This is a genomic window from Pseudoxanthomonas sacheonensis (assembly GCF_031455975.1).
In the GTDB taxonomy this organism is placed as follows: domain Bacteria; phylum Pseudomonadota; class Gammaproteobacteria; order Xanthomonadales; family Xanthomonadaceae; genus Pseudoxanthomonas_A; species Pseudoxanthomonas_A sacheonensis_A.
On sequence record NZ_JAVDTT010000004.1, the window covers coordinates 90,797 to 107,309 of the forward strand.

At 65.2% G+C, this 16,513-nt stretch carries 15 protein-coding genes; 11 read left to right on the forward strand and 4 right to left on the reverse strand.

The window, feature by feature from the left end; all coding sequences use genetic code 11:
* Positions 1 to 35 precede the first annotated feature (35 nt).
* The 8 genes from J2W94_RS14950 (at position 36) to hemC (ending at position 11,026) form a co-directional block, all read left to right on the forward strand.
* Positions 36 to 851 (forward strand): IclR family transcriptional regulator domain-containing protein, encoded by an 816-nt coding sequence (locus J2W94_RS14950; RefSeq protein ID WP_310095118.1) that lies wholly within the window; start codon positions 36 to 38, stop codon positions 849 to 851.
* Positions 848 to 2,047, forward strand: coding sequence for a 3-oxoadipyl-CoA thiolase (gene pcaF / locus J2W94_RS14955; protein ID WP_310095120.1), 1,200 nt, complete (start codon positions 848 to 850; stop codon positions 2,045 to 2,047). The genes J2W94_RS14950 and pcaF overlap by 4 nt, the downstream gene beginning before the upstream one ends.
* Positions 2,048 to 2,120: 73 nt before the next feature.
* Positions 2,121 to 3,503: a M20/M25/M40 family metallo-hydrolase gene (locus J2W94_RS14960; RefSeq protein ID WP_310095123.1), complete on the forward strand. Its 1,383-nt coding sequence runs from the start codon at positions 2,121 to 2,123 to the stop codon at positions 3,501 to 3,503.
* Between the two features lie 114 nt (positions 3,504 to 3,617).
* On the forward strand, positions 3,618 to 5,648 hold the full coding sequence (locus J2W94_RS14965) for a tetratricopeptide repeat-containing sulfotransferase family protein (protein ID WP_310095126.1): 2,031 nt from the start codon (positions 3,618 to 3,620) through the stop codon (positions 5,646 to 5,648).
* 42 nt (positions 5,649 to 5,690) lie between these two features.
* Complete coding sequence (locus J2W94_RS14970; protein ID WP_310095129.1) at positions 5,691 to 8,234, forward strand: TonB-dependent receptor; 2,544 nt, start codon at positions 5,691 to 5,693, stop codon at positions 8,232 to 8,234.
* Between the two features lie 191 nt (positions 8,235 to 8,425).
* Complete coding sequence (locus J2W94_RS14975; RefSeq protein WP_310095628.1) at positions 8,426 to 9,091, forward strand: alpha/beta hydrolase; 666 nt, start codon at positions 8,426 to 8,428, stop codon at positions 9,089 to 9,091.
* An 87-nt stretch (positions 9,092 to 9,178) separates the two neighbouring features.
* The gene (locus J2W94_RS14980) at positions 9,179 to 9,910 is read left to right on the forward strand and encodes a LytR/AlgR family response regulator transcription factor (protein ID WP_310095132.1); all 732 of its coding nucleotides are present in this window, start codon (positions 9,179 to 9,181) and stop codon (positions 9,908 to 9,910) included.
* A 210-nt stretch (positions 9,911 to 10,120) separates the two neighbouring features.
* Positions 10,121 to 11,026 (forward strand): hydroxymethylbilane synthase, encoded by a 906-nt coding sequence (gene hemC / locus J2W94_RS14985; RefSeq protein WP_310095135.1) that lies wholly within the window; start codon positions 10,121 to 10,123, stop codon positions 11,024 to 11,026.
* A 42-nt stretch (positions 11,027 to 11,068) separates the two neighbouring features.
* Here the strand turns inward: hemC and J2W94_RS14990 are convergent, their stop codons facing one another.
* The 3 genes from J2W94_RS14990 to J2W94_RS15000 form a co-directional block, all read right to left on the reverse strand.
* Positions 11,069 to 11,866, reverse strand: a complete 798-nt coding sequence (locus J2W94_RS14990; protein ID WP_310095138.1) for a DUF481 domain-containing protein — start codon at positions 11,864 to 11,866, stop codon at positions 11,069 to 11,071.
* Between the two features lie 134 nt (positions 11,867 to 12,000).
* Positions 12,001 to 12,618, reverse strand: coding sequence for a hypothetical protein (locus J2W94_RS14995; RefSeq protein ID WP_310095141.1), 618 nt, complete (start codon positions 12,616 to 12,618; stop codon positions 12,001 to 12,003).
* A 74-nt stretch (positions 12,619 to 12,692) separates the two neighbouring features.
* Complete coding sequence (locus J2W94_RS15000; protein WP_310095144.1) at positions 12,693 to 13,352, reverse strand: LolA family protein; 660 nt, start codon at positions 13,350 to 13,352, stop codon at positions 12,693 to 12,695.
* Positions 13,353 to 13,578: 226 nt separating this feature from the next.
* Here J2W94_RS15000 and J2W94_RS15005 point away from each other — a divergent pair, with 226 nt between their 5' ends.
* The gene (locus J2W94_RS15005) at positions 13,579 to 14,547 is read left to right on the forward strand and encodes a helix-turn-helix transcriptional regulator (protein WP_310095147.1); all 969 of its coding nucleotides are present in this window, start codon (positions 13,579 to 13,581) and stop codon (positions 14,545 to 14,547) included.
* Here J2W94_RS15005 and J2W94_RS15010 read toward each other — a convergent pair.
* A complete protein-coding gene (locus J2W94_RS15010) occupies positions 14,535 to 14,966 on the reverse strand; it encodes a helix-turn-helix domain-containing protein (protein WP_310095149.1) in 432 nt (143 codons plus the stop codon). The genes J2W94_RS15005 and J2W94_RS15010 overlap by 13 nt on opposite strands.
* An 83-nt stretch (positions 14,967 to 15,049) precedes the next feature.
* Here J2W94_RS15010 and J2W94_RS15015 point away from each other — a divergent pair, with 83 nt between their 5' ends.
* Together J2W94_RS15015 and J2W94_RS15020 are read left to right on the forward strand one after the other, a co-directional pair.
* Positions 15,050 to 15,916, forward strand: coding sequence for an SDR family oxidoreductase (locus J2W94_RS15015; RefSeq protein ID WP_310095152.1), 867 nt, complete (start codon positions 15,050 to 15,052; stop codon positions 15,914 to 15,916).
* A 196-nt stretch (positions 15,917 to 16,112) separates the two neighbouring features.
* The gene (locus J2W94_RS15020) at positions 16,113 to 16,448 is read left to right on the forward strand and encodes a hypothetical protein (RefSeq protein WP_310095155.1); all 336 of its coding nucleotides are present in this window, start codon (positions 16,113 to 16,115) and stop codon (positions 16,446 to 16,448) included.
* Positions 16,449 to 16,513: the final 65 nt, after the last annotated feature.

The window sequence follows — 16,513 nt, forward strand, 5'->3', positions numbered from 1 at the left end:
CTACGCTCGGGCTGTCAATCCACACGCGGTTGCGCATGGCAGCGAATCACTTCGAAGAAAGTCCGGACTATGTGCAATCGCTGGCGCGCAGCCTGCAGGTGCTGCGCGCGTTCGGACACGACCTGCCCAGTCCCAGCCTGTCCGAGATCGCGGTAAGCACCGGCCTGTCGCGCGCGGTGGTGCGGCGCATCCTGCTGACCTTGCAGCACCTGGGTTACGTGGGCGCGCGCGGACGCAGTTTCTTCCTCACCCCGCGGGTGCTGGAACTGGGCTACAGCTACCTGTCCTCGCTGGATCTCAACGAGCTGGCGCAGCAGACCATGGAACAGCTGGCGCAGAAAGTCGGCGAGTCGTGCTCGCTGGCGGTGCTCGACGGCAACGACATCGTCTATGTGCTGCGCGTTCCGGTGCGGCGGGTGATGAGCATCGCGCTGGGCGTGGGAGCGAGGCTGCCCGCTTTCGCCGCTTCGATGGGGCGGGTGATGCTGGCCGATCTGCCGGACGCCGAACTGGACGTCTGGATGCAGGGAAACAAATTCCAGGCCTACACGCCGAAGACGCTGCGCAACGCGCGCGCGCTGAAGAGCGAACTGCTGGCGGTACGCAAGCAAGGCTATGCGATGGTCTCGCAGGAACTGGAGCTGGGTCTGTGTTCCATCGCCGTGCCGATCCGCGCCGCCAACGGCTGCGTGGTCGCCGGCCTCAACGTCAGCATGCAGTACTCCGACAAGGCGCAAGGCCGCGCCGTGAAGGAAATCCTGCCCGCCTTGCGCGCGGCGCAACCCGAAATTGAGCAAGCGATCCGGCAGGGCGGCTGGGACCCGCACGTTTACAGGAGACAGGGCCTGTGACCTGCGCCTACCTCGTCGATGCGACGCGAACGCCATTCGGGCGTTACGGCGGCGCGCTCGGTGGGGTGCGCTGCGACGACCTGGCCGCCCTGCCGCTGATCGCATTGATGAAACGCCACCCGGCGCTGGACTGGGCGGCATTGGATGAGGTGATCCTGGGTTGCGCCAACCAGGCCGGCGAAGACAACCGCAATGTCGCACGCATGGCCACGCTGCTGTCGGGGCTGCCGGAAAGCGTGTCGGCGGTGACGGTCAATCGATTGTGCGCGTCCGGTCTGGAAGCGATCGGGCAGGGCGCGCGTGCGATCGTCTGCGGCGAAGCGGAGCTGGTCATCGCCGGCGGCGTCGAGAGCATGACCCGGGCGCCCTATGTCATGGGCAAGGCCGGCGGCGCGCATGCGCGCGATCAGCAGCTGGCCGACACCACGCTGGGCTGGCGCTTGGTCAATCCGCGCATGCAGGCCGACTACGGCGTCGATTCGATGGCCAGCACCGCGGAGAACCTGGCGCGCGAACACGGCATCGCCCGCGCCGACCAGGACGCCTATGCGTTACGCAGCCAGCAGCGCGCCGCCGAAGCCCAGCGGCAGGGCTGGTTGGCCGAAGAGATCACTCCGGTCCGGACGGTGGAAAGGAACGAGCCGATCGATTTTTCCCAAGACGAACACCCGCGGCCGGACGCCCGCCTCGATCGCCTCGCCGCATTGGAGCCATTGCCGGGGATGGAAACCATCACCGCCGGCAACGCCTGCGGCATGAACGATGGCGCCGCGGCCGTGCTGCTGGCCTCGCCGGCGGCGATCGAGAAACACGGATTGCAACCGTTGGCGCGGATCACCGGCATGGCCTCGGCAGGTGTAGCGCCGCGGGTCATGGGCATCGGTCCGGTGCCCGCCATCCACAAACTGCGCGCGCGCATGGGCCTGGACCTTGCCGACTTCGACCGTATCGAGATCAACGAAGCCTTCGCCGCGCAGGTGCTGGCCTGCACCCGCGCGCTGGGATTGGCGGACGACGCCGAGCACGTCAACGGCAACGGCGGCGCCATCGCCCTGGGCCATCCCCTGGGCGCCAGCGGCGCGCGCCTGGCCATGACCGCGGCCTACGCGATGCGCCGCCACCGGCAACAACGCGCCTTGGTCAGTCTGTGCGTCGGGGTCGGCCAGGGATTGGCGCTCGCATTGGAAGCTCCATGAGCACCCGCTCGAGGAGCACTCGCTCGAAAGCACCGGCACAGGAACAGGAATGAAACATCGGAGTTCGAAGAAAATGCGCGCGACCGTTTCGGCGGCCTTGCTGTTGCTGCCTTTCGCAGCGCCGGCGGCCGAGCAGGCGCCGGCCGCCCATCAGGCGCTCGGCCGCGAGCTGCTGCAAGAGCTGATCGACATCGACACTACGCCCGATCATGGCAGCACCACTGCGGCGGCGCAGGCCATGGCCAAGCGCTTCCTGGCTGCGGGCTTCGACCCGGCCGATGTGCAAGTGGTCGGCGACAATCCGCTGAAACGCAATCTGGTGGTGCGACTGCGCGGGCGCGGGGAGCGCGAACCGATCCTGCTGCTCGCCCACCTGGACGTGGTGGAAGCCAAGCGCGAGGACTGGCACTACGATCCTTACCGGTTGACCGAGGACGGCGGCTACTTCTACGGCCGCGGCACGTCGGACATCAAAGGCGGCGCCGCCGGTCTGGTCGCCGCGCTGTTGCGCCTGCGCCAGGAAGGCATCGTGCCGCGCGGGGACTATGTGCTGGCGCTGACCGCAGGCGAAGAGGACGGCGGCGACAACGGCGTGGAATGGTTGCTGGCGCACCGTCCCGAACTGATCAAGGCGCAGTATTCGCTCAATGTCGATGGCGGCGGTCCCGAGATCCGCAACGGCAAGCCGGCGGTGCTGTCGGTGGAAACCGCGGAAAAGGTCTACCTCAGCTTCACCCTCACCGTGCGCAATCCGGGCGGCCACAGCTCCCTGCCCACGCCGGACAACGCCATCTACCGGCTGGCGCATGGGCTGGCCAAACTGTCGGCGTTGCAGTTCCCGCTGCACACCAACTCGGCCACGCGCGGTTACTACGCCGGTCTGGCCCAGTTGTATTCCGGAGATGCCGGCGCCGCGATGCTGGCCGCTTCGCGCGAACCGCAGGATCCGGCGGCGCTGGCCCGGTTGGCGGCGACTTCCAGCTACAACAACGCGCAACTGCGCACGACCTGCATCCCCACCTTGCTGAAAGGCGGGCATGCCGAAAACGCCCTGCCGCAGATGGCGCAGGCCACGGTGAACTGCCGCGTGTTGCCCGATGAAGACCTGGCCGGGGTCGATCTCGCCCTCAAGCAGGCGCTCGCCGATCCGGGCATCGAGCTGGCCCGCGTGGCCGAACCCAAACCCAGCCCGCCTTCGCCGGTCAATGCGGAATTGTTCGCCCGTATCGCCGAAGCGGCGAAGGGCGTATGGAGTGAAATCCCGGTTTCACCCTACATGTCTGCGGGCGCCACCGACAGCGTATTCCTGCGCGCAGCCGGGATGCCGGTCTACGTATTCAACGGCATGCCCTACGATGTGGACGACGACCGCGCCCATGGCCAGGACGAACGCATTCTGGTGAAGTCCTACTATCAATCGCTGCAATTCAACTATAGATTGCTGAAAGCGCTGTAGAGGCGGACTGCCCCATCGTCGGAGTGTTGCAGTGAAGCGCGAAATCGAAAAAACACGGAGAGGCGAAGCCATTCAGGCTGCTTGGCGCTGTGCGAATCCCGCGGGTGCGCCGGCTTGAACGCTGCGGCCGGGCCCGTTGCGACACTGGAAACCGCATTGGCCCACGCCTCGCGTCTGCTGGCGACGGATCCGGCGCTGGCTGGCGAACAGGCGACGGAAATCATCAAGGCCGTCGGCGACCATCCCATGGCCTTGCTGGTGTTGGGCGTTTCGCGCCGCGCCCGGGGCGACATCGACGGCGCGCTGGGAATCCTGCAACCATTGGCGACCGCGCAACCGAATTCGGCCATGGCTCAGCTGGAACTGGGCATCGCGCTGGGTCGCGCGCGGCAGGGCGACGAGGCGGTCGCGGCATTGCGCCGTGCGGTGAAGCTGAAGCCCGATCTGCCGCAGGCCTGGCTCGCGTTGGGCGACCACTTGATGGCGATGGACGATGCCGAAGGCGCCGACGCGGCTTACGCCAACCACGTTCGCTACTCCACCCGCGACCCGCAACTGCTGGCCGCCGCCAATGCCTTGCACGAACAGCGCATCCCGGAAGCCGAGGCACTGCTGCGCGCGCACCTGAAGCGTTCGCCGACCGACGTCGTTGCGATCCGCATGCTGGCCGAACTCGCCGTGCGCCTGGGCCGCAACGAGGACGCCGAGCACCTGCTCGCCCGTTGCCTGGAACTCGCCCCCGGGTTCCACGCCGCGCGCCAGAACTACGCCCTGGCGCTGCATCGGGCCAACAAGCCGGCCCGGGCGCTGGCGGAAGTCGAAACGCTGCTCGCGGTGGAGCCGGACAACGCCGGCTATCGCAACCTCAAGGCGGTGGTGCTGTGCCGTATCGGCGACTACGAACCGGCACTCGAGCTGTATGCGGCGATCCTCGAAGACTATCCCCGCCACGCCAGAATCTGGATGAGCTATGGCCATGCGCTGAAGACCGCCGGCCACCAGGATCGCGCGATCGAGGCGTATCGGAGGAGCTTGCAACTGAATCCCGGCTTCGGCGAAGTGTGGTGGAGCCTGGCCAATCTCAAGACCGTCCGCTTTTCCGCCGAAGATCTGGCGATCATGCGCGGCCAGCTGGACAAGCCCGGTATGGAAACCGAGCACCGCCAGCACCTGGAATTCGCCATTGGCAAGGCGTTGGAGGATGCGAGCGAATTCGAAGCTTCCTTTCGGCATTACCAGCGCGGAAATGACCTGCGCCGCGAGGTCCTGCAGTACCGTGCCGGCGACACCACCAAGCGGGTGGCGCGCATCGTGCGCGGCTACACCCGGGAGTTCTTCGCGCAGCGTGCCGGCTCCGGCAGCGATGCGCCGGATCCGATCTTCATCGTCGGCTTGCCGCGCGCCGGCTCCACCCTGATCGAGCAGATCCTCTCCAGCCATTCCGCGGTGGAAGGAACGATGGAGCTGCCGGAGATCACTTCGATCACTCGCGAACTGCGCGGCCAGGGCGACGCCGGCCAGACGATGCCGTACCACGACGTGGTCGAATCGCTGGGGGCGGACGCGCTGCGCCGGCTCGGCGAGCGCTATCTCGAGCACACCCGCATCCAGCGCAAGACCGAAGCGCCGTTCTTCATCGACAAGATGCCGAACAATTTCCTGCACATCGGCCTGATCCAGCTGATGCTGCCCAAGGCGAAGATCGTCGATGCGCGCCGGCATCCGCTGGCCTGCTGTTTCTCGGGCTACAAGCAGCATTTCGCGCGCGGACAGAGCTTCACCTATAGTCTGGAAGACATCGGCCGCTACTACGCGGATTACGTCGAACTGATGGCGCATTTCGACGACGCTCTGCCGGGCCGGGTGCACCGGGTTTTCTACGAGGACATGGTGGACGACACCGAAACCCAGGTGCGCCGCCTGCTCGAATACTGCGGGCTTCCGTTCGAAGACGGTTGCCTGCGCTTTTTCGAGAACAAACGCGCCGTGCGCACCGCAAGCTCCGAACAGGTGCGCAAGCCGATCTATCGCGAGGGCGTGGACCATTGGCGAAATTACGATCCATGGCTGGGACCGCTGAAGCAGGCGTTGGGTCCGGTCTTGGACAGTTATCCGGCAGTGCCGGAGTTTCCGTTGGCAAGGTAGTTATCCAAGCACCGACAACCATCACTGGAGAGAGTGACGCAGATGAGCAGACACGAAACGAAACGAAGCGAACGAAGAAAACCCCCGTCGTCTTTTGCCAGATTGCCGCTGACGGCCGCCATCTACCTTGCGGTCGGGTCGGCGGCCTTCGCGCAGGAAGCCACGCCTGTGCCGACGCCTGCTGCGGAACGAGAAGCGGCCACTCTGGATACCATCACGGTGACCGCGCAGAAGCGCACCGAGAACCTGCAGAAGGTGCCGATCAGCCTGCAGGTACTGGGTGAGCAGAAACTCGACGAGCTCAACGTCACCGACTTCGACGACTACGTGAAATTCCTCCCGAGCGTCTCCTACCAGACCTTCGGTCCGGGCTTCGCGCAGATCTACATGCGCGGCGTGGCCAGCGGCGGCGATGGCAACCATTCCGGTTCGCTGCCCAGTGTGGGCGTGTACCTGGACGAGCAGCCCATCACCACCATCCAGGGTCCGCTCGACCTGCACATCTACGACATCTCCCGGGTGGAGTCGCTGGCCGGTCCGCAAGGCACGCTGTACGGCGCCAGCGCGCAGGCGGGCGCCTTGCGCATCATCACCAACAAGCCCGATCCGAGTGGATTCGAAGCCGGCTACGGCCTGGAAGCCAACAGCGTCAGTCATGGCGGCACGGGCTACGTGGCGGAGGGCTTCGTCAACATCCCGCTCGCCGACAACGCCGCCATCCGCCTGGTCGGCTGGCAGAAGAAGGACGCGGGCTACATCGACAACAAGGCGGGCGACCGACAGTTCCCGGTCCGCATCGACGACGGTGGAACCCCGGCCGATCCCAGCGACGACACCCAGACGAGCTGGGGCGGCGTGCTCACCAACCGCAACTGCACCTCCACCGACCTGCTCGTCTGCACTGGTCGCGCGAAGGACGACTACAACGACGTCGAGACCACGGGCGCGCGCCTGGCATTGAAGGTGGACCTCAACGAGAACTGGTCGATTACCCCGACCATCATGGGTCAGAACCAGGTGTCCAACGGCAACTTCGCCTTCGACGAGAACGTCGGCGACCTGGCCCTGAACCACTTCTACAAGGAGCGCTCCGACGACCGCTGGTGGCAGGCCGCGTTGACCGTGGAAGGCAAGATCGGCAACTTCGACCTGACCTACAACTTCGCGCACCTCAAGCGCGACGTCGATGTCGATTCGGATTACAACGACTACGGGTTCTGGTACGACACGCTGTACTCCTACAACGCGTACGACGCCGACGACAATCTGATCAATCCGTCGCAGTACATCCAGGGCAAAGACGGTTACAAGAAGGACAGCCACGAGTTGCGCCTCGCCTCGCCCAGCGAGAACCGGCTGCGCTTCGTGGCGGGCCTGTTCTGGATGACCCAGAAGCACGATATCCAGCAGCGCTACAAGATCGACGGTTTCGGTCCGCAGTATTCGATCACCGGCTGGCCCGATACCATCTGGCTCACCAAGCAGGAGCGCGAGGACCACGACGAAGCGGTGTTCGGCGAACTGTCGTACGACTTCATTCCCGACGTGCTGACCGGCACCATCGGCGGTCGCCATTTCCGCTCCGACAACAGTTTGAAGGGCTTCTTCGGCTTCAGCGCCGGCTGGGCTCCCAGTTCTACCTATGGCGAGGCCTACTGCGTCTCCCAGTTCGGCGCGGATCCCGCAGCGTGGCCGGCGTTCAACGGCGCCCCTTGCACGGTCTTCGACAAGAACGTCAAGGAAAGCGGCAACCTCGGCAAGGCCAACCTGACCTGGCAGATCACGCCCACCAAGATGGTCTATGCCACCTGGTCCGAGGGCTACCGCCCCGGTGGCCTCAACCGACGCGGCACCTTGCCGCCGTATCTATCGGATTACCTGACCAACTACGAGCTTGGCTGGAAGACCAGCTGGGCCGACAACCGGGTGACCTTCAATGGCTCGGTGTTCCATCAGGAATGGAAGGACTTCCAGTTCAGCATCCTCGGCGCGAACGGTCTCACCGAGATCAAGAACGCCAACCAGGCCAGCATCGACGGTTTGGAAATGGAGCTGAACTGGGCCGCGACCTACAACCTGCATTTGAGTGCCGGCGCGTCGTTTTATGACGCCAAGTTGACGGCTAACTATTGCGGCTTCACCGATGATGCAGGAGTTCCAGTCACCGACTGCGCGGATCCAGAAGCACCGGACGGCACGCAATTGCCGGTCACCCCGAAGTTCAAGGGCAACCTGATCGCTCGCTACGTCTTCGACATCGGCGCTTTCCAGGCCTATGTGCAGGGCGCCGGGGTGCACGTGGGGGATCGCAAGTCCGACCTGCGCATCGCCGAGCGCGAGATCCTCGGCGATCTGCCGTCCTACACCACCGTCGATTTCTCCGCCGGCATCGCCAAGGACAGCTGGGCGCTGGACCTCTTCGTGAGCAATGCCTTCGACGAACGCGCGACGATTTCCAGGTTCACGAACTGTGCGGAGTCGGTCTGCGGTGCCTCGGGCGTGGTGCCCGAGTATCCCAACGGACAGGTCTACACCATCACCAACCAGCCGCGCACGTTCGGCGTCCGCTTCTCGCAGAAGTTCTGATCGTTCGGTTTATCGCATGGCGCAACACCAGACCCCGGCAATGCCGGGGTCTCTTTTATCGCAGATAGGTTGGGGAAGGCGAATGAATACGCGTCCTCGGACGTGTCGCGCAGCGTTGCGGTCGGGCGCTCTCCGCAGTTGGTGAGATCGCGGCCTATCGGCCACAATAGGCTATGGACAACGCCACCGATCTGCTTGAAACCGTAGAACAGGAAACCGGCCCGTCGCCGCAGTGGGCGGTCATCTGGCTGCATGGCCTGGGCGCCGACGGCCACGACTTCGCGCCGCTGGTGCCGGAACTGGTGCGCCCGGACTGGCCTTCGCTGCGCTTCGTGTTTCCGCATGCGCCGGTGCGCGCGGTCACCATCAACAACGGCGTGCGCATGCGCGCGTGGTACGACATCGTCGGCATGGACTTCCCGACCCGCGCCGACAGCGAGGGCGTGGACCAATCCATCCTGCAGACCGGCGCATTGATCGACCGCGAACACGCGCGCGGCATCGACCCGCAGCGGATTCTGCTGGCCGGCTTCTCCCAGGGCGGCGCCATCGCGCTGGCGGCGGGCCTGCGGCGGAAAACTCCGCTTGGGGGATTGATCGCCCTGTCGACCTATCTGCCCGGCGCCGAAGCCGCGGGCGAGTCCATGGCCGACGGCGCGGCCACCCAACCGGTCTTCATGGCCCATGGCGCAGCCGATCCGGTAATTCCGATAACGTATGCCGAGCGCAGCGGACAGCTGCTGCGGTCGTTCGGTTTCGAAGTGGAATGGCATCGCTACCCGATGGCGCACCAAGTCTGCGCCGAGGAAATTAGCGACCTGGGCGACTGGATGGCGCAACGGTTCGCACACGCCTAAGTGTGCGCCGCGTCGCAGAGTGACGCTGACCGGAACCGTCGCTACCATGGGTAGCGTCTTCTACGCAGAACCGAGGAAGCAGGCACCGTGAAGGTGGTCATCGCCGACGACGAACCCCTGGCTCGCGAGCGCCTGCGTGCGCTGTTGGCCGAGCACGCCGGCGTGGAAATCGTCGCCGAGGCGGACAACGGGCTTAGCGCCTTGCAAGCCTGCGCCGAATTCCGGCCCGACCTGGTGCTGCTGGACATCGCCATGCCGGGCGTCGATGGTCTGGAAGCCGCCCGCCATCTCACCGCGTTCGATCCGCGGCCGGCCGTGGTGTTCTGCACGGCCTACGACGAACACGCGCTGTCGGCATTCGATGCGGCGGCTATCGATTACCTGATGAAACCGGTGCGCGCCGAACGGCTCTCGATAGCGCTGGAGCGCGCGCGCACTTTCATCGCCGGCCGCGAAACGCAGGGGCCGGCGCTGCCGGGCCGAACCCCGCGCAGCCACCTGTGCGCGCGCATGCGCGGCAGCCTGCGCCTGATTCCGGTGGAGGACGTGCACTACCTGCAGGCGGAAGAGAAATACGTCGTGGTCCACCACGCGCGCGGCGAAGACCTGATCGAGGAATCGCTGCGCTCGCTGGAGGACGAATTCAACGGACGCTTCGTGCGCATCCATCGCAACTGCCTGGTGGCGCGGCACGAAATCACCGAACTCAAGCGTATCGGCGACGGCCGCGTGCAGGCCGTGCTTCGCCACGGCAAGGAACCGCTTGAAGTCAGCCGCCGTTGTGTGGCGGGTCTGCGCGATACGGTCAAGAACCTCTAGCGGCGCCCGCAACTACAAAACCCGTTCGTGGTGAGCCTGTACCCGTTCGTGGTGAGCCTGTCGAACCACGCTCTTAGTGGAATCTTCCAGCTTGCGGCAATTTACGCATCCCGCAGAAAGCGTGGTTCGACAGGCTCACCACGAACGGAATATTGAAACAGGATATTGAGTTGCCTATTCAGCCCCTTGCACCGGCTTCATAATGGGCCAATGAAGCTGATCCGCATCGCCACCCGCAAGAGCCCGCTCGCCCTCTGGCAGACCGAACACGTGGCCGCGCTGCTCCGCGCCGCGCATCCCGGAATCGAAGTCGGCCTGGTGCCGATGAGCACTCGCGGCGACGACGTGCTGGATCGCTCGCTGGCCGCGATCGGCGGCAAGGGCCTGTTCCTGAAAGAGCTGGAGCTGGCCATGCTGAGACGCGAGGCCGATTGCGCGGTGCATTCGCTAAAGGACGTGCCGATGGAGCTGGACGCGCCGTTCGCATTGTCGGCGGTCCTGGAGCGCGCCGATCCAGCCGATGCCTTCATCAGCAATCTCTACCCTTCGCTGGATGCCTTGCCGCAAGGCGCGCGGGTGGGCACGTCCTCGTTGCGGCGGCAAGCGCAGCTGCGCGCGCGCCGGCCCGACCTGCAACTGCTCGATCTGCGCGGCAACGTCAACACCCGGCTGGCCAAGCTGGATGCGGGCGACTACGAGGCGATCGTGCTGGCCTGCGCGGGTCTGGATCGCCTTGGATTCGAACAACGCATCCGGGTGCGTCTTGCCGCACCCGACTGGCTGCCCGCGCCGGCGCAAGGGGCGATCGCCGTCGAATGCCGCGCCGAAGATAGGGAGCTGCAGTCCCTGCTGACGGTGCTGGAACATGGCCCCACCCGCACCTGCGTGGAAGCGGAGCGGGCCATGAACCGAGCTTTGCACGGGAGCTGTCACGTGCCGGTGGCGGCCTATGCGCAATTTCGCCTGGGCCGCCTGCACCTGGATGGACTGGTGGGTTCGGCCAGCGACGGCCGCCTGGTGCGCGCGCAGGACGAGGCGGCAAGCGACGCGCCGGAAGCGCTGGGGCAGGCGGTGGCTCGTGAGCTGCTAGCGCAGGGAGCGGGCGACTTTCTCTAAGGGTTGGTGGGTCGGAGAAGGCGAGCGCGACAGTTCGAGCGGCTACTTGAAGCGATACACGACGTTCATGGTGGTCAGCGTGTCGGTCTTTTTGCGGTCGGCCTCGACTTCGCTGTTGCGGCGTGCTTGCAGGCCTGCCTTCAACGCAAGGTGCGAATTCATCGCCACCGAAACGCCCAGGTCGTTCTGGGTATAGGTGTTGTACTTGCCCGATTCGACCAACAGCTTGTTCTCCAGCTCGGTGTTCTCGGTCAGGTCGAATTTCAGGCCGACGAAACCGCGGCCGATCAGCCCGCTCTCGGTCTGGTTGTCCTGAGTGTTATGCGCGCGCCGGAAACCCGGACCTATCTGCACGTCCAGCTTGGTGCGTTCGCCATCCATCATCCGCGTGCCGTAGCCCACGCTGGCGCTCTGCTGCCAGTCGTAGGTGGCGAAGTCGTCCTGTTCCAGGCGCAGGGCCGTGGTGAACTGGCGGTGTTCGCCTAGCTTGAGCGCGCTGTTGGTGCCGAAGGTGTAGCGGTTGGCCGTGGTCTCGGCCCTGCGGGTCACGCCGCCGTTCTCGTCTTCCACACGGTACTCGGCGCGGGCGCGCAGACCGAACAGATCCATGCTGTGGATCCAGTCGCCCTGGGTGTACTGCAGATTGAAACGGCCATTGAGGCTTTCGTTGATGCTGTTGCCGCGGGCCGAGGCGAAGCCCAGCTCGCCGCCGCCGGTCCAGTGCGAAACCTCGGCCGATTCCTCCTTGCCGTCGCACTTGCAGTCGGCGTCCGGGTTCGCCCAGGCAGCGGGCGCCAGCGAGGTCAGCAAGAGAAGAGTCGGCAAGGCGTAGTGGGGCATGGGTGGGCCTGGAAGGAGGTCGGGGTATTAATGCGAGGCGATGAAATCGTTTACAGCATACCTGCGATATTCGGTCGATACCAGTTCAAGTGCTTGTTCCAAATGGTGTTTGTGACCGGTTGGCCATTGTCTGTTCAGGGTCGGCAGTATTCGCGATCGCGACGAAGTTCCTCGTCCAGCAACTCGCGTTCGCGGTCGGAAGTGGCGGTGAGCAGACCGGAAATTCGAGCCTGGATGCGCGGACAGGGCGGTCCGGGGTCGCCGAAAGCCTTGCCTATGAAGCCGACCACTTTTGCCGCACTGAGCGGCTCACGCATGCGGAAGCTTCCCCGGCGCTCGCCACCCGGCAATTGCGGGCGACGACTGCGAAGCGGATCCGCGGCGAAAGAGGGCGGCGCCTGTTCGCGCGCCTGCTCTCGGCCCTGCTCCAGCAATTCGGCTGCCGTAATCGGAAGGTCCGAGGTGGGATTTGCAATCGTCGGGGGAGGAGAGAGCACGACCGCGGGCCTATTTGCCATCGAAGCCGACTGCCGGATCTGCGCTTGCGGCACGGCAGACGGTGTCGGCGGGGAAGGGGGAGTGGGTCGAGGCACCGGATCGATGAACAACAGGCGCAAACGCGCGCTGTTTTCCAGCGGCCGCGATTCGCGGTCCTGATAGGTCAGGACCCAGAACAACCCCACATGCACCGCCATCACCCCGAGCCACGCAGCGATCTGCGCGGCATACCCCTGCTTCCCTTCGGATCCCATCCTGACCCCCGCCTGTGTCGCGAAAAGTCTGGCGGTCTGCCTCCGTTGGCGCAGGTTAAACGGCGGTTAGGAATTCATTGCGGCGCATCGATGGTTATCGTCGGGTCATCGAAGCGCGAATAACGCAGGGTCATCGAATACGGTTTGCCCTGCGCCTGTCCCTGGTGCAGCAATTGCAGCGGCAACCCATCGTCGGCGATCCAGAAAGTGAACTCATTGGGTCCGGGCTGGCCGGGCTCGGGCTGCGTGTTCCTGACCAGGTACTTCTTCGCCGCCTGGCCCTCGACGCTGTCGCTGCCCAGCGCCTCGACGCTCAGTCCGGCCTTGTTCTCTTCGATCTTAAGCGGATCGCGCCATTGGCTCAGCGTGCCCTTCGGCAGCGGCACCTTCATCGAGCGGCCGTCGGCCTGCATATACATGGTGTCGCCGATGATCACCTGGGTCCCCACCGGCATCTTCATGCGGTAACGGTCGGGAGCGACGAAGTCCATTTCATTGGTCATCCCGCGTGCGCCTTCCATGGTCATCACCGCATGGAAGGATTTGGCTTTCAGGAACTTGTCCATCGAAGCCTTCACCTCGTCCTCCGGACTGGGCAACGGATTGAGCGCGGCGGCGGTATCGGCCACGACGTTGGCGGGAGCGGCGGCGGTTGCGGGCTCGGCCGGTGTGGAGGGTTTGCAGGCGGCCACAGCCAGGACCAGACAGCCAAGCGCGATCGAACGAAGGGTCATGCGGAACTCCAGGGCTTGGGCACAGGTTGGGAAGCGCATTAGGAGCAATCGGTTCCGGAACCGCAAACGACGGCAGCTTGGGTCCGCGCGTTGGGGGTCGCTGCGCGCGATAGATGCGCAGCGGTATCCGGCACCGCACGGGCCCAAGCTGCCGGGCAGCGGGTCCATATACGATCCAACGACAACTTCAGCACGAAAACGGCCACGGCTCGGCCATAATCGGCGCATGGACAAGATCGAACGCATCACCGCCCTGCACCGCATCCTCAAGGCCGCACGCTATCCGGTCACGGTCAAGCGCCTGCAGGAGGAACTGGGCTGCTCGCGCGCCACCGCCTACCGCGACCTGGCCTATCTGCGCGATGCGTTGATGGCGCCGATCGAGGGCGACGGCGAAGCCGGTTTCCGCTACCAGGCCGGCGAAAGCGAACGTTTCGAGTTGCCGGGCCTGTGGCTGAGTTCGGAAGAGCTTTATTCGCTGCTGGCCGCGCAGCAGTTGCTGATGCGTACCGGCGGCGGCGTGCTGGCCGGCGCGTTGGCGCCGCTGCAGAAACGCATCGAAGGCCTGCTGGCCGACCATGCTGGCGTCGACCACTGGCCGGTGGAGCGGGTGCGGGTGATTCCGCACCGCGGACGCCGGCTGGACGAAGCCAGTTTCCGCAGCGTGGCCTCGGCGGTGCTGGAGCGCAAGCAGCTCAATTTCGAATACCGGGCGCGCTCCACCGACGAACGCACGCGGCGTACGGTTTCCCCGCAACGCATCACCCACTACCGCGACAACTGGTACCTGGACGCGTGGGATCACGAACGCGATGGCCTGCGCAGCTTCGCCGTGGATCGCATCAGCAACGCGAAAGTGTTGGAGGGGGCGGCGCGCGATCTGCCCGACAGCGAGTTAAACCAGCATCTGGCTTCGAGCTACGGCATCTTCTCCGGAGAACCCAAGGGCTGGGCCACCATCGTGTTCAGCGCCAAGACCGCGCGCTGGGTCGCCGACGAGCAATGGCACTCGAAACAGGAGGGCCGTTTCCTGCCCGATGGCCGCTACGAATTGAAAGTGCCCTACAGCGTCTCGCGCGAATTGTTGATGGATATCCTGCATTACGGCGCGGATGCGGAAATCATCGAGCCGCCGGTGCTGCGCGAGCAGGCCAAGTCGTTGCTGGAACTGGCGCTGAGCAACTACGAGCGTTGAGCGGTCGCATCGGCTTGCTGGTCGCGGGCCTGCAGGATGTCCGGTAGTCGGGTTTCAACCCAGTCGACTAGGGTCTGCACATGCACCGCCACCTGCTGTCCCATGGGGGTCAGGCGGTAGTCCACGTGCGGCGGCACCACCGGATATTTCATCCGCTGTACGAAGCCATCGCTTTCCAGCGCCTGCAGAGTCTGGGCCAGCATCTTTTCGCTGACGCCGCCGATCCGGCGTCGCAGCTCGCTGAAGCGCAGCGTGCCATCCAACAATGCGACCAGCACCAACGTGCCCCAACGACTGGTGACGTGGTTAAGCACCCCACGCGAAGGGCAGTCGGCCGCGAAGACCTGGCCGCGGCGCATCAGTTCGATGACCGGCACGGCAGCTGCGCGTGCGGCCTGTGCGGATGACTGAACGGGCATGGGACTAACCTCCAGGTACGTACTTACTAAAAGTTAGTTTAAGGCCTAGGCTGGGGTTTTCCCATCCCTCGAGGAGTCTTTCCATGATCGTTGTCACTGGTGCCACCGGCCAGCTTGGCCGCCTTGTAATCGATGCGCTGCTGCGCACGCAGCCTGCGGCGCAGATCGTTGCCGCTGTGCGTAGTCCCGACAAGGCCGCCGACTTGGCCGCCCGCGGCGTGCAGGTGCGCAAGGCCGATTACAGCCAGCCTGAGACGCTCGACGGCGCCTTTGCCGGCGCCGAGAAAGTGCTGCTGATTTCCTCTAGCGAAGTCGGTCAGCGTGCCTCCCAACACCAAGCCGTGATCGACGCCGCCAAGCGCGCTGACGTAGCTTTGCTTGCCTATACCAGCCTGTTGCATGCGGACAGCTCGCCGTTGGCTCTGGCCCACGAGCACGTGCAGACCGAAGCGGCGCTGGCGGCATCCGGCCTGCCAGTGGCGCTGCTGCGCAATGGCTGGTACACCGAAAATTACGCGCAGACCATACCGTCGGCGCTCGAGCATGGTGCCGTGCTGGGCAGCGCCGGCGACGGACGGATCGCTTCCGCAGCGCGTGCTGACTACGCCGACGCTGCTGCTGCCGTGCTCGTCAGCGCCCAGCCGCAGGCCGGCCGGGTCTATGAACTGGCTGGGGACAGCGCCTATACGTTGGCGGAATTCGCGGCCGAGATCGCGGTGCAGTCGGGTAAGTCGGTCGTATACCGCGATCTGCCGCAGGCCGATTACCGCGCAGCGCTGGAACAGATTGGCCTGCCGTCGCCAGTGGCCGATTTGCTGTCCGATTCCGATGCCGGTGCGGCTAAAGGCGGCCTGTTTGACGACGGACATGCGCTGAGCCAACTCATCGGTCGGCCGACCACGCCGCTGGCCAAGGTCGTGCAAGATCAGTTGGCCTTGAGCGGCCAGTAACGACATGTAAAACCGGCGGCGTCACTCATGCGGCGCTGCCGGTCAATGTGGCATCTGCGCAAAAACGCCTTGAAGGTCAGTCGGTGTATTGCGCTGCGCTCGCCCATCAAGGTATGGCCGACGTGCCGGGAGATGGTCGCAGTCTCTGAGATCAAGCTGCGCCACGCTGGCCTCCTCGCCACAAGGAGCCAACGTCATGCCAAAGCTCGTACCCCGTAAGGACGCCGCCGTTACCGCCGATCCGCAACTCGAGCGCACCCTGCGCCTGTTGCTGCTGACCGGATTGGCCCTGGTCCTGTTGCTGCCGGCGGCGCGCGGGCAGAGCGACTGGCTGGGCTGGCTGCCGATGTGGCTGGTGGGAATGCCCGCGGTGGCGCTCTGGTCGCTGCACCGCTTCCGGCTGCCGTTGCGCAAGGCCGCCTCAGGCAACGAGACCTTGCAGCCCTCGCGTCGCCGCCGTCCGGGCGCGCAGGCGCGGCGCCGGGCGATACCCGTCCTACCCGTCCTGAAGCGTCTGCCCCGGGCCGCCTGACCTTCGGCAGGAGGGGTGGGTTGACGGCTGTGCTAGCGTGGAGAATTGATCCGGAAACCGGAGTA